Genomic DNA, 13,775 nt, shown 5'->3' with positions numbered 1-13,775 from the left:
GCTCCCGCTAATCCCGTACCGTCAGCAGCACGCCGATTCCCGAAGGATCGGTCACGAGCCATCCGTCTTCCCGGGATATGGCGTCCACGCTTCCTTCCCGGAGGCGTGCCAGAACCCGCTCCAGCTCGCCGTTATCGGGAAGCACGACGGTAAACCAGCGGATTCCGGCGGCATTGGCGGGTGCGGGCAGCGCCCCTGCGCCTGCCCACGTGTTCAGCCCGATGTGGTGGTGATAGCCTCCGGCCGCCACGAAGAGAGCCGCCGGTCCGAAGCGGAGCGTGATCTCAAAGCCGAGCAGGCCGCAGTAGAACGCCTCCGCCGCCCGCAAATCGCTCACATGGAAATGAACGTGACCGATTTGAGTTCCCGCAGGCATTCCGCCCCACGGCTCCTCACCGGCAAGCTCCAGCAGGCTTTCCCAGTCCACCGGATCGGTCGCCATCACGTAATGGCCGTTCGCGTCCTTCCGCCACGTCTCCCGGGGGCGATCGGCATAAATTTCAATGCCGTTGCCGTCCGGATCGTCCAGATAGAGCGCTTCGCTCACGAGATGATCCCCCTGGCCGACCTCAATCCCGCTGCGGATCAGGCTGCGCAGCGCAAACCCCAGCTCTTTGCGGCCGGGCAGCAGAATGGCGAAGTGATACAGACCCGCATAGCCTCGTTTCGGTGCTTTAGCGGCGCCGGGTATCTCTTCCAGAATAACGAGAGGCTTCTTGCCGTCCGCCGTCAGTTCGGCGAAAGTTCCGTCCCGTTTCAGCAGTTTAAGTCCGATCACGTCCTGGTAAAACGGAAGAGACCGGGCCAGACTGCCGACTTTAAGATGCACATATCCGATTTCAGTTCGGGGGTCGATAACAGGCGTCATAACAGTCACCCTTCTTTCAATAGTAGTTAGAAAACACAGCGAACGAGACAAAATATATTTAGTTACTTTTTGTAAGTAATTATAGTTTAATTACTCGACAATGTCCAATGACAAAAAAACAGGGAGCGCCTCTATTGAGGTTCCCCCTGTTTTTGCGGTTTTATAGACGCTGTTTTCAGAAAACCGGCCTGCGGCCGTATGGCTCCATAGCGCTATAGCAGCCGCCTGCTTATCTGGACTTGTTCGCGACATCCTCTTGAATGAGGCCGACCACATGCGCCAGGCTGTGAACGCCCAGGTCACCTTCGCCGCGTTTGCGGACGGACAAAGTGCCGGAGTTCATTTCGTTCTCACCTACAACGAGCATGTACGGCGTCTTCTCCAGCTGCGCTTCGCGGATCTTGTAGCCGAGCTTCTCGTTGCGGTTGTCCGCTTCCGCGCGGATTCCGGCCGCAAGCAGCTTCTCCGTCACGTCATTGGCATACGCCTCGTATGACGGCGATACCGGAATGACTTTGGCCTGTACCGGCATCAGCCAGGTCGGCAGGGCTCCGGCGTAGTTTTCCAGCAGGAAAGCCGTCATCCGTTCCATCGTGGAAATAATGCCGCGGTGAATAACGACCGGACGGTGCTTCTGGCCGTCTTCGCCGATGTATTCAAGCTCGAAACGCTCCGGCAGCAGGAAGTCCAGCTGAACGGTGGAGAGCGTTTCTTCTTTCTTCAACGCCGTGCGGATTTGAACGTCGAGCTTCGGACCGTAGAAGGCCGCTTCCCCTTCCGCTTCGTAGAACGGCAGGTTCATTTCTTCTACAACCTCGCGGAGCATGCGCTGGGACATTTCCCACATCTCGTCGTTCGGGAAATATTTCTCCGTATCCTTCGGATCCCGGTAAGACAGACGGAAACGGTAATCCTTGATGCCGAAATCCTCGTACACATGACGGATCAGGTTGATGACGCGGGCGAATTCTTCCTTGATCTGATCGGGACGGCAGAAAATATGCGCGTCGTTCAGCGTCATCGCGCGTACGCGGTGCAGCCCAGTCAGAGCGCCGGACATCTCGTAGCGGTGCATCGTGCCGAGCTCCGCAATGCGGACCGGCAGCTCGCGGTAGCTGCGCATGTCGCTCTTGTACACCATCATGTGATGCGGGCAGTTCATCGGACGGAGAACGAGCTCCTCGTTATCCATAACCATTTTCGGGAACATGTCCTCGTGGTAGTGATCCCAGTGGCCGCTTGTTTTGTACAGCTCCACGTTAGCCAGGACCGGCGTGTAGACGTGCTGATAGCCCAGGCGCTCTTCCAGATCGACAATGTAGCGCTCCATAATGCGGCGTACTTTGGCTCCGGCAGGAAGCCAGATCGGCAGTCCTTGGCCGACTTCCTTGGAGAACGTGAACATTTTCAGCTCACGTCCCAGCTTGCGGTGGTCGCGCTTCTTCGCTTCTTCAAGCAGATGGAGATGCTCGTCCAATTCCGCTTTCTTAGGGAATGCCGTGCCGTAGATACGCTGAAGCATTTTGTTTTTGGAATCCCCGCGCCAGTAAGCGCCGGCAACGCTCAGCAGCTTGAAGGCCTTGATTTTGCCGGTGGAAGGCAGATGCGGTCCGCGGCAGAGGTCGAAAAACTCGCCCTGATCGTAAATGGTCAGCACGGAGTCTTCCGGCAGGTCGCGGATCAGCTCCAGCTTAAGCGGATCGCCGAGCTCTTCGAAAATCGCGATCGCTTCTTCGCGGCTGACCACACGGCGGACGATCGGCAGGTTTTCCTGAACGATCTTGGCCATTTCTTTCTCGATCTTCGTCAGATCTTCCGGCGTCAGCGGATTTTCGATATCGATATCGTAGTAGAATCCGTCTTCGATGACAGGTCCGATGCCGAGCTTCACGGCCCGCTCCCCATACAAGCGTTTGATTGCCTGGGCCATCAAGTGGGCGGTGCTGTGGCGCAGCACTTCGACTCCTTCTTCGGAATCAAGCGTGACGATTTTAAGTTCCGCATCCTCTTCGATTGGAGCGTTCAAATCGACCTGGCGGCCGTTCACTACGCCGATCACCGCATTTTTTCTGAGGCCCGTGGAAATGGATTCCGCTACCTGCTCAACCGTTGTACCCGGGGCGTATTCTTTCACGGAACCGTCCGGAAAAGTTAGTTTAATCATGATTCGTCAGCTCCTTAGCTCTATAAATTTCAAAAAAAGAGCGCAAAAAAGCACACACATCCCGAAAGGGACGAGTGCGCTCGACTCGTGGTTCCACCCTCATTCGATTCATCGCTTAGATTTAAGCGGACGAATCCTCATTCAGCATCCGGTAACGGGAATGAATCGGCCAAGCTTACTTCCGGACCGGACGTCCTGCGTCCGCTCTTGTTCGGTTTCCGCTTTGCGGCTCTCGAAGGGGTAAACATGCCGTACATCTGCAGGGGATTTCAGCCGGGGCCCCATTCTCTGGCAGCAGTGTTACAAGCTGTTCGTATCTTCGGTCAAAGCCTTTGATTCCCTCATTATAAGCCTGCCGCGGAATCAGGTCAAGGGGGACGGAGACCCGCTGTCCGAGTTTCCCGCCAGCTTCGTGCGGCATATTCCGCAGTAGGAGCAGATAGTGGCGCGGGACTCGAAAATCTGCATAATCGTGCGGATAACGGGCAGATCCGGTTCCCGCGTGTGAATATAAATCGTCGCCGGCGATACCGAAATCAGCGTCGAGACGATCATATCTTCGAAGCTGATATCCTTCTCGATCATTTCCAGTGTAAAGGACGCTTCCATCTTACTGGTGTCGATCGGCTGCATATGTTCATCCAGAATCGTAAATTCGGCGCCTTCCTTATGTATCAAATGAGCTGCTGCCGTCTTCGTTTCCTGGATATAGACGAAATACTGGAGCAGAGAAATAAATTCCTGATACTGCTGGTCCATTACATATTCGTCGATGGCGTACTCGACGACCTCTTTCAGCTCGTCCATGTATTCCTGCAGCCGGAACGTAATGAAACCGGGCAAGTTTACGCGCTGCCCTTCCTGCAGCAGGGCTTTCAAAGGCTCGCTGATCTTGCCCGCCCGGAGCTTCATGCCGTCGATTGGCCCCCAGTCCAGGTAATCGTCCAGGCCGTATTCGCCCGCGGCGCTTTCTCCCTCTTCCTCTCCGTTCAGGAATTGGCGGCAGTAACGGCCGATTTTAGCCGCTTCTTCAGGATCTTTATAATGAAAGGTATTCACCAGCAGCTTCCGGATCAGCCTCTCTTCTTCGCCCTCCACGATTTGTTCGGCGGCGGCCGCAGCCGCGGCTTCGATAACGGATTCGGGCTTCGGCTGATGCTTTTTACCGCCTATCGTTCCCTCTATCCGCAGCATCGTGCACTGTTCCAACGTGTCACGGACGACCCGGACCGGGTTTCCTTCCTGATTCAGAAGCGCTAGGCGGCTTTCTATCCGGCTTTGCAGCGCAGAAATATCAAATACGGCGGAATTGTTGAATACAAACTGTACGAAAGACATGGGCTCACTCCTTCCTGACGCTGAATTCCTTCTAAAAGTATATGGTCGGCCGGAGGCGGATATACAACCAACTCTTGACATGTCCAATGGCCGTTCAATTCGGGAAAATAAGGCCGATCTTAAACATTCCTTAAGAAATTCAGCGCGGTTTTGTTAAGAACAATCTCTTATAATCATCCCTATGAAAGCTTGTTGATGGAGGTGCCGCTCCCCGAATAACGGAATTGCCAACCCCTTCTTCCTGTGCTAACGTCACAATAGCTTGTTTTATACGAATGGAATAAAGGGAAAGCAGGGTCCGGTTACGCGGCGGCATCCGTTTTCCGGCATATAAAGGAGCGCAAGGTTATGGGAAAAGAGACGATTCTGGTCGTGGACAATGAAAAAGAGATCGTGGAACTCATCCGTATTTATTTAACCAACGAGGGGTATGAAACGGTTTCCGCCGGGGACGGCCTGGAAGCCTTGGATGTGCTGAAAAGCCGGGAGGTCGATCTGATTATCCTCGACATTATGATGCCTCGTATGGATGGTGTCCAGGCGTGTCTGGAAATCCGGAAGGAGAAAAACATGCCCATCCTGATGCTCTCCGCAAAAAGCGAGGATATGGACAAAATTCTCGGATTAACCGCCGGGGCGGACGATTATTTAACGAAACCGTTTAATCCGCTCGAGCTGATGGCACGGGTGAAATCCCAACTGCGTCGGTATAAAAGATTAAACGCCCCCATGCCATCCGAAACGCTTTCAAACCGTATCGAACTGGACGATCTGATCATTGATACGGCTACGCACGAAGTGCATGTGGAGGGGCGGCCGGTCAAACTGACTCCCCGGGAATTTTCAATCCTGGAGCTGCTGGGGCGCAACCGGGGAATCGTGTTCAGTACGGAGCGCATTTATGAAACGGTCTGGAACACCCCGTACTTCGAATCGGATAACACCGTGATGGTGCATATCCGCAAAATCCGGGAAAAAGTGGAGACCAACCCGAGGCAGCCGAAATACATCAAAACCGTTTGGGGGGTGGGGTACAAAATTGAAACCTAATCGAAGCCGGATGTTCGGGAAGATATGGGGACTGCTGGTGCGCGGCATCGTTCGTCCCGTTATTTTGTGCAAGCAGAATGTAATGCGCAGTATACGAATGCAGCTTATTCTGGCGTTCGCTCTATGTATTGGGGTCGCGGCCGCGGCCGGGGGCCTGGTGTCCGAGCTTACTAAATCTTGGCGGACGGCAAGCAGCATCTCGTATATTCAGGACAAAGAGATTACGGAGAACCAGGTTCACCGCCTTGTGGAACGCCTCGAACAGATTCAAAAGTACGGCGGAGATGCCGACAAGTATCCTGCCGCTAAAAAGGAGTCGGTCCTGAAGGAGCCGCCGGTCTCCGATCCGGAAGTTCAAGACCCGAAGGAGACCGGAGGTACCGGTACGGGTATCGGCTCCGGACCGGATCATCAGGCGGACTCCGGAAGTTCTGCCGCTTCCGCCGTGCCGAAATCGGCTGCCCCGTCTCCTATGCCGGAACCCGCCGTCCCGGATGGAACGGGTACGAACGGCAAAACGGCTCCGGAGCCTGCCGGTCCAGGCGCAGCGGGAGCGGACAAAAAAACGTCGACACCGGGCAAGGCCGACGAGCAGCCGGCGCCCTCCTTTTTTTCGGTAAATCCGGCGGATATTCAGTCTCTTCTGGACGATGAAGCCGACAGGCCCGGAAGAAAATCGCTCTATCTTATCGACGCGGCCGGCAAGGTACTGTACCGAACAAAAGGAAGCGGAGAAAGCCGGTTCGATATCCCGCAGCTGATCGGCAGCGCCATGGATTCGGGAGGAACATTCCGGGAGAGTCGCGAAAACCGCGAGTTCACGTTCATGTACCCGATTACCCTGAACGGGACCCAGTCGTATCTCGTAGCCAAGGCGATTCCGGAAGCTCAGATCTCTTATTACGAGCAGGATACCTCTCTTCCCCTGATCGCCGGGCTCGCTACCTTTCTGGGACTCTTCTATTGGATCACCCGGCGAAAAATGCAGATTATCGAAGAAATGGCGCAGGGTCTTGTTCAAATGTCCCAAGGTAATCTCGCCCACCGGGTTCCCGAAAGAAGCCGTGACGAGCTCGGCGTGCTCGCCGGACATATGAACTCCATGGCTTTCGATCTTCAGCATTCTCTGGAAGAAGAGCGCAAATCCCAGCGGCTGAAAAACGAATTGATCACCAATGTTTCCCACGATCTCCGCACGCCGCTTACGCTCATCATCGGTTACCTCCGGCTTTTGAAGGACAAGGATTATAGAGACGAGGAGCAAGCGGCGAATTATATGCAAATCGCTTACGGGCGTGCGGAAAAACTTAAAATTCTTATTGACGAGCTGTTCGAATTCAGCCGGATGACGAACGAGGGCGTGCCGCTCGCCAAAAAATCGGTCTGCGTAAACGACCTGATCTACCAGCTTTCGGAGGAATATATCACGATCGCGGAACAGAACGGCCTCACCCTCCGCCTCGTTCTCCCGCCTTTGCGGCTGTTCGTCTCCATGGACCCGGATCAGATGATCCGCGTCTTCGAAAACCTGCTTACGAATGCGGTCAAATACAGCCCCAAACCGAGCACCATCGAGGTGATCGTCCAGGAAGAAGGCCACGACGTCAAAGTGACGGTGATCAACGAAAGTGATCTTTCGGAAACAGCGGAGCTTGATCGCCTGTTTGACCGGTTTTACCGGATGGATGCCGCACGATCCTCGGATACAGGCGGCTCCGGGCTAGGCCTTGCCATCGCCCGCAGCATCGTCGAAGCTCATGACGGCCGCATTTGGGCGGAGAGCCGCGGCAAATCGATCATGTTCCATGTGAAACTTCGCCGGTATTAAGTACCGCCTATTTCTAAAGGATCGACTGCATGGCCAGACTCCACTGACACAAAAAGAAACCCGGAAGACCGTTGTAGACGGCTTCCGGGTTTCTTTCCTTTTTTGAAAAAGGGAGATCTATGTTAGATCCAATTAGTTCTGCATAATGAAATCTTTTTCAACAACCGAGTTCTCGTCGTACACACGGAGAATCTCATACTTCGTATTGCGCTGGGCAGGAATCTTGCCTGCGGCACGGATCATTTCCAGCGTGGAGGAAATGTTCACTTTATGGGTAGTCCCCGCAGCCGAAACGACATTCTCTTCGATCATGGTGCTTCCGAAGTCATTGCAGCCGTAATGCAGCGACTGGCGGCCGATTTCGGGGCCCATCGTTACCCAGGAAGACTGGAAGTTCGGAATATTGTCGAGCATAATGCGGGATATGGCCAGCATTTTCAGATATTCTTCCGGCTTCGTTTTCTCTACGCGCAAATTCGTGTTGTCCGGCTGTACCGGCCACAGGATGAAGGCCAGGAAGCCCAGCGAATCGTAGCCGTTCTGGATGCACTTATCCTGCGCTTCTCTCACGCGGAGCAGGTGCATGGCGCGCTCTTCCATCGTCTCGCCGAAACCGTAAACCATCGTCGCCGATGTATTCATGCCCAGACGGTGAGCCGTTTCCATGGCATCCATCCAGTCGCGCCAGGAGCCTTTTTTCTTGGAAATTTTCATACGGATGCGGTCGTCCAAAATTTCCGCGCCTCCGCCAGGCAGAGAGTCCAGTCCTGCGTCGCGCAGCTGACGGATCACTTCTTCCAGCGACAGGCCGTCCGACACATCTTTCATCTTCCAGATTTCCGCCGGAGAGAAAGAATGCATCGTAATATCGAAGCGCTGCTTGATTTCGCGCAGCAGATCCGTATAGTAGCTGAACGGCAAATCCGGATTCGTGCCGCCCTGCATCAGAATCTCGGTTCCGCCTACATCCAGCGTCTCCTGGATTTTGCGGAAAATATCTTCATTGGTAAGTACGTATCCTTCCGTAGAACCGGGAGCTCTATAGAATGCACAAAATCTGCAATAAACGTCACAAACGTTCGTGTAGTTGATGTTGCGGCCTACTACAAACGTGGTGATCGGTTCAGGATGGTGCTTCAGCATAATTTGGTTAGCGACATGACCCATTTTCTCGATCTGGTCGGATTCGAGCAGTGTGACACACTCCTCCAGATCAATTCGTCCGCCTGCAAGGGATTTATCCAGAATGCGGTCGATCGGATTCATGGCATTCACTCCTTTCTGACTTCCGCACACGAATTTAGGTATGAATTCGCGGCTCACGATATACTATGTGAAAAAAGTTACATGTATAAAAAAACATTATCACCATTGTAACATAACGCCCCAAATCCGGCTACGGGAAAAATAGGCCTTTCGGTTATCTTTCATACTTGATTTCGGTAAAAAAGAAGAAGCAAGCGAAGCGGCATCCGTTCATCCGAACGGAATATACCACTTGCGCTTGCTTCCTTCGAGCCCTCAGACAGCCGCTTATCCCTGCAGATGAGATAAAGCCGCGTCCAGGTCCGCAATGATATCGTCGATGTCTTCCAGACCGACGGAATAACGCACGAGCCCGTCCGTAATTCCCCGCTCCAGCCGCACCTCGCGCGACATCGCGGCATGGGACATCATCGCCGGATAGGACAAGATGCTCTCGACCGCGCCCAGAGAGACGGCGACCAGCGGGATCTTGACCTCGCTTAGAAGCTTCCTGGCGCGCTCCCCCCCGTTCACGTCGAACGAGACGACGGCGCCGTAGCCGCTCGACTGCTTCTCGTGAATCTCGCGGCCCGGATGGTCCGGCAGCCCCGGATAGTACACGGCCCCGACCGCCGGATGACTGTCCAGCCATTCGGCCAGGCGGCGGGCGTTCTGCTCGGAGCCTTCCATGCGCACCTTGAGCGTCTTCATGCCGCGCATAAGCAGCCAGCTGTCCTGCGGGCCGAGCACGTTGCCTAGGCCGTTCTGGATCTGCTTCATGCGGCGGCCGAGACTCTCGTTAGCCACCACGGCCAGGCCGGCCAGCACGTCGCTGTGACCGCTCAGGAACTTCGTGGCGCTGTGCAGCACAATGTCGACACCTTGCTCGATGGGACGCTGATAGTACGGCGTCATAAAAGAGTTGTCGAGCATCGTGAGCAGCCCGTTTTCTTTCGCCCACGCGCAGATGACCGCGATATCCGTAATCTTCAGCGTCGGATTGGACGGCGTCTCCAGGAAGACCGCCTTCGTGTTCGGCTTCAGCGCCGCCTTGACCTTCTCCGGATCCGTCATATCGACGAACGTCGTCTCGATATTCATCCGGGTCAGAATCGCGGTAAGCAGCCTATACGTTCCGCCGTACACATCCTCCGTACAAATTACATGGTCGCCGCTCGACAGCAGGAAGAAGGCCGATGAAATGGCCGCCATTCCGGAAGCGAACGCGAATCCCCGCGCTCCCCCTTCCAGCAGAGCGATATAGTCTTCCAGCGCCTGACGGGTCGGATTGCCCGAGCGGGAATAATCGAACTCCGGCGGATTATCCAGCGAGAAATGGTGAAAGGTAGATGCCTGATAGATCGGTACGCTGGAAGCGCCCGTCGTTTTATCGATTTCTCCACCGAAGTGGATGATTTTCGTTCCTAGTTTTTTGTCGGTACTCACGCCTGATTGTCCCCTTCCACCTCAGCCTGTGCCTGTTCCAGAGCCTGCGCCAGGTCGGTAATAAGATCGTCCACATGTTCGATGCCGACCGAAAAACGCAGCAGCCGGTCGTCGACGCCTACTTTTTCCCGGATTTCCAGCGGAATATCGGCGTGCGTCTGAACGGCCGGGTACGTCATAAGCGACTCCACTCCGCCCAGGCTTTCCGCGAACGCAATAAGCTTAACGTGCCTCAGAATCGGCTCCACTAAACGCGCATCCGTTACTTTAAAGGAGAAAATTCCCGTGTTGCCGGACGACTGCCTGTTCTGGATCGCATATCCCGGATGGGATTCGAGCGCCGGATAGTATACATCCGTTACAAGCGGATGCCACTGCAGATAGCGGGCGATCGTCGTTGCGTTATGTTCATGCCGCTCCATGCGCAGAGCGAGCGTTTTCATCCCTCTCATGAGCAGCCAGCTGTCCTGCGGGCCGAGCACGGCGCCGATGGAATTGTGCAGGAACGCCATTTGTTCCGAAAGCTCCTGCCCCTTGGTCACGATCAGTCCGGCCAGCACATCATTGTGGCCGCCCAAATATTTGCTCGCGCTGTGGATGACGATATCCGCGCCAAGCTCGATGGGACGCTGCAGATAAGGAGTGAGCAGCGTATTGTCCACGATGGAGAGAAGCTGTTTACTCTTGGCCCAGCCGCAGACGAGCTTCAAGTCCGTGACCATCATGAGCGGATTTGTCGGCGTTTCGATCAGAATCCCTTTCGTGTTCGGACGATAGGCTTCTTCCAGCGCTTCGACGTCATTGGTATCCACATAGGAAGCGCTCACGCCGAAGCGGGACATGATCTGCTCCAGCAGGCGGTATGTACCGCCGTAAAGGTCCAGAGATACAATCAGATGGTCCCCCTGGCTGAACAGCGTGAAAATGGTCTGCAGCGCCGCCATGCCGGAGGAACAGGCAAAACCGGCGTCTCCGGATTCCAGATCGGCAATCGCGTCCTCCAGCACACTGCGGGTCGGGCTTTTCGTACGGGCATAATCGAATCCGGTACTTTCTCCAAGACGCGGATGGCGGAATGCCGTTGACTGGTATACGGGGAAGCTCACCGCTCCGGTCACAGGTTCGGAAACCGAACCGATTTGGGCCAATCGACTTTCGATGTTCATGCGTGGAATCTCTCCTTTAAGGTATCATTCGTTCTATACTATAGACAGGCACTAAGCGCGCTGAGTTCACGACCCGCATTAAGATCATACGGCGTTTCCTGGTAAACGTAATAGTTCAGCCAGTTGGAGAACAGGAGATTCGCATGCGCTCTCCACGTGATCATCGGCTTCTTGCTCGGATCATCGTTCGGATAATAATTTTTCGGGATCTCCACGTCCATGCCTTTATTGACGTCACGGTCGTACTCCCATTTCAGTGTCAGCGGATCATACTCGGAATGTCCCGTTACGAAAATTTGCTTGCCGTCCTTCGTCGCCACGATATAGATGCCGGCTTCTTCCGATTCCGATAAAATCACGAGCCGTTCATCCTTCTCGATGTCTTCACGGCGCACTTCCGTATGTCTCGACTGGGGAACGAAGAAAAACTCGTCGAACCCGCGGAGCAGCTTCACGTTCTCTTCCGCAATCATGTGCGGGAAAACACCGAACACTTTTTTGTCCACCGTGTATTTCGGCACGTCGAAATGATGATAAAGTCCGGCCTGGGAAGCCCAGCATATATGAAGCGTCGAGGTTACGTTGTCTACGCTCCAGTCCATGATGTTCTTCAGCTCATCCCAGTAATGAACATCCTCGAAATCCATTTGCTCAACGGGCGCGCCGGTAATGATCATTCCGTCGAACCTTTCGTCCTTGATATCTTCAAACGTTTTATAAAACATCTCCAGGTGCTCGGGAGAAGTGTTTTTGGAGGTGTGGGTTTTAGGATGCAGCAGGACAAATTCGACCTGAAGAGCCGTATTGGACAGGAGGCGCAGCAGTTGGGTTTCCGTCGTTTCCTTTGTCGGCATCAGATTCAGAATCGCAATCCGCAGAGGGCGGATATCTTGATGGTAGGCAACCGTCTCATCCATCGCAAAAATATTTTCTTGGTTCAGCACTTCTTTAGCCGGAAGATTATCAGGTATTTTAATCGGCATCGGTCATTCCTCCTCGAAAGAAATTAAAACAGGCCTCTCTCAAAAAGTTGAGAAAGGCCTGTTCATCCCTATGCAACATGCTCCTCTCTCATCTCCCAGAAGCCGCTATTCATACGGCTCCCGCAAGAATTAGCACCGTGCATTGCCCCTCGGGGGTTACAATGTCGGTTGCCGGGTATCATCGGGCCAGTCCCTCCACCTACTCTTGATAAGAAAGTTTATTCAGTTATCTCCTATCTTAATGGTTACCGGGCAAATGTCAAGTGCTTTTTGAAAAGTTGCACATAATAAACTTGCTAAGAAAAAAACCGATGTCTTTCACAACGTTCGCAGCTATTGGCGTATGTATGGCGCCGCATGACGGCTGCCTCTTTGGCGCAGGCCGCATTCCGTATGAACCCTCCGAGCTGTTTGTCCGACCGTTTGCCCGCACCTCAAACCCTTCTCCCGCATAGGATAAAAAATCCCCAGACTACGGGAATTGGCAGGAGAAAAGTACCAGAGTTTGATGCTTGAATCGTGGAAAATGTAGGTATATACTAGACAAGTATATTCGACACGGAATGATAAAGGGGGGAACATACGGATGGACGGGGACCGACCGAGAAGTAGACGCTTTACCCGGTACGATCAAAATCGAATAGCAGCGAACCGGGGCCGGCACTCCAGCGTCCGTAGTTTCCCTACGGACCGGAGTGCTGTGCGCCGTTTCGCATAAAGAGGTGAAACGGATGAAAACACGCCTGGTACACAAGGGCGCTTTTACGCTGGTTGAAGACATTCACGAAGCGCTGACACCACCCGAATCCGGTTTTTACTGGATCGATGCGGATGTGGACGATCTGGAGCAGTTGCAGCCGCTCTTCCATCTTCACGATCTGGCCGTAGAGGATTGTCTCAGCGAAGAAGAACAGCGGCCCAAAATCGAAATTTACGACACGCACTATTTTATTGTAATCAACAGCATCCGGTTTGATGATGAAGAAATCTTTCTTCGCGCACTCAATATTTTTCTGGGCAGGCATTTCATCATTACCGTTACGAGACAGAAAATCCAGGAGCTCCGTGCCATCAAACCCTTTCTTTGGGATGAAGAAGTTAACAGCCCGGACCGCTTCCTGTATCATCTGGTTGACCTTGTCGTTGACAACTACGTTATTGTCGGAGACCGGATCGAAGATAAGATCGAGAAGCTTGAAGAAGATATCCTGATGCACACGAAAAAATCCCATTTGAACGAGATCGTCGGTCTCCGCGGGGAAATTTTGTGGCTGAAAAAAATGCTTGTGCCGCAGCGCGACGTTGTGGCGACATTAAACCGCAAAGAACTGAAGCTGATCGATAATCAGCTGCAAAAATATTTCGGCGACATTCACGAAAATGCCGTCAAAATCGTCGACACCTTCGATACGCTCCGCGATCTCATGGGCAACTTACGAGAAGCTTATCAGTCCAGCGTAGCGAACCGCGCGAACGAAATCATGCGTATTTTTACCGCACTGACCACGATCTTTATGCCACTGACCTTTATCACCGGTATTTTCGGAATGAACTTCACCGATATTCTCGGGCTGCTGACTGTTCCTTATGCGGATTTATTCATTTTCGGATTTATGGGTGTACTCGGGCTGTGCATGTTCCTACTCTTCCGTAAAAAAGGGTGGATTTGACTATGCAGAATGACGAC

The 13,775-nt window shown here is 53.7% G+C and carries 10 protein-coding genes and 1 riboswitch; of the genes, 3 read left to right on the top strand and 7 right to left on the bottom strand.

What is annotated here, in order from left to right; genetic code table 11:
* Positions 1 to 7: 7 nt before the first annotated feature.
* The 3 genes from HMPREF1207_RS18175 to ytxC all read right to left on the bottom strand — a co-directional run bounded on the left by HMPREF1207_RS18175 (position 8) and on the right by ytxC (position 4,370).
* A complete protein-coding gene (locus HMPREF1207_RS18175) occupies positions 8 to 868 on the bottom strand; it encodes a VOC family protein (RefSeq protein WP_009676146.1) in 861 nt (286 codons plus the stop codon).
* Positions 869 to 1,097: 229 nt separating this feature from the next.
* Positions 1,098 to 3,032 carry a threonine--tRNA ligase gene (gene thrS, locus HMPREF1207_RS18170; RefSeq protein ID WP_009676236.1) on the bottom strand — a complete coding sequence of 645 codons (1,935 nt, stop codon included), beginning with the start codon at positions 3,030 to 3,032 and terminating at the stop codon, positions 1,098 to 1,100.
* A 363-nt stretch (positions 3,033 to 3,395) separates the two neighbouring features.
* Entirely contained in the window at positions 3,396 to 4,370 is a 975-nt protein-coding gene (gene ytxC, locus HMPREF1207_RS18165; protein WP_009676157.1) for a putative sporulation protein YtxC, read from the bottom strand.
* Between the two features lie 348 nt (positions 4,371 to 4,718).
* Here ytxC and HMPREF1207_RS18160 point away from each other — a divergent pair, with 348 nt between their 5' ends.
* The gene (locus HMPREF1207_RS18160) at positions 4,719 to 5,420 is read left to right on the top strand and encodes a response regulator transcription factor (protein ID WP_009676132.1); all 702 of its coding nucleotides are present in this window, start codon (positions 4,719 to 4,721) and stop codon (positions 5,418 to 5,420) included.
* Positions 5,410 to 7,248 carry a sensor histidine kinase gene (locus HMPREF1207_RS18155; RefSeq protein ID WP_016423863.1) on the top strand — a complete coding sequence of 613 codons (1,839 nt, stop codon included), beginning with the start codon at positions 5,410 to 5,412 and terminating at the stop codon, positions 7,246 to 7,248. Before HMPREF1207_RS18160 ends, HMPREF1207_RS18155 begins: the two co-directional genes overlap by 11 nt.
* A gap of 132 nt (positions 7,249 to 7,380) precedes the next feature.
* Here HMPREF1207_RS18155 and mqnC read toward each other — a convergent pair whose 3' ends face one another.
* From mqnC to metA, 4 genes are all read right to left on the bottom strand, one after another.
* Complete coding sequence (gene mqnC / locus HMPREF1207_RS18150; protein ID WP_009676122.1) at positions 7,381 to 8,514, bottom strand: cyclic dehypoxanthinyl futalosine synthase; 1,134 nt, start codon at positions 8,512 to 8,514, stop codon at positions 7,381 to 7,383.
* Positions 8,515 to 8,781: 267 nt separating this feature from the next.
* On the bottom strand, positions 8,782 to 9,939 hold the full coding sequence (locus HMPREF1207_RS18145; RefSeq protein WP_009676217.1) for a trans-sulfuration enzyme family protein: 1,158 nt from the start codon (positions 9,937 to 9,939) through the stop codon (positions 8,782 to 8,784).
* Positions 9,936 to 11,105, bottom strand: a complete 1,170-nt coding sequence (locus HMPREF1207_RS18140; RefSeq protein ID WP_009676092.1) for an aminotransferase class I/II-fold pyridoxal phosphate-dependent enzyme — start codon at positions 11,103 to 11,105, stop codon at positions 9,936 to 9,938. The genes HMPREF1207_RS18145 and HMPREF1207_RS18140 overlap by 4 nt, the downstream gene beginning before the upstream one ends.
* Before the next feature lie 38 nt (positions 11,106 to 11,143).
* Entirely contained in the window at positions 11,144 to 12,088 is a 945-nt protein-coding gene (gene metA, locus HMPREF1207_RS18135) for a homoserine O-acetyltransferase MetA (RefSeq protein ID WP_009676235.1), read from the bottom strand.
* Positions 12,089 to 12,173: 85 nt separating this feature from the next.
* Positions 12,174 to 12,303, bottom strand: a riboswitch (SAM riboswitch).
* Positions 12,304 to 12,819: 516 nt separating this feature from the next.
* Here metA and corA point away from each other — a divergent pair.
* On the top strand, positions 12,820 to 13,758 hold the full coding sequence (gene corA, locus HMPREF1207_RS18130; protein WP_016423862.1) for a magnesium/cobalt transporter CorA: 939 nt from the start codon (positions 12,820 to 12,822) through the stop codon (positions 13,756 to 13,758).
* The last annotated feature ends 17 nt before the right edge of the window (positions 13,759 to 13,775 follow it).

This window comes from Paenibacillus sp. HGH0039 (assembly GCF_000411255.1).
GTDB lineage: Bacteria > Bacillota > Bacilli > Paenibacillales > NBRC-103111 > Paenibacillus_F.
This window is presented reverse-complemented; position numbering and strand designations above follow the sequence as displayed.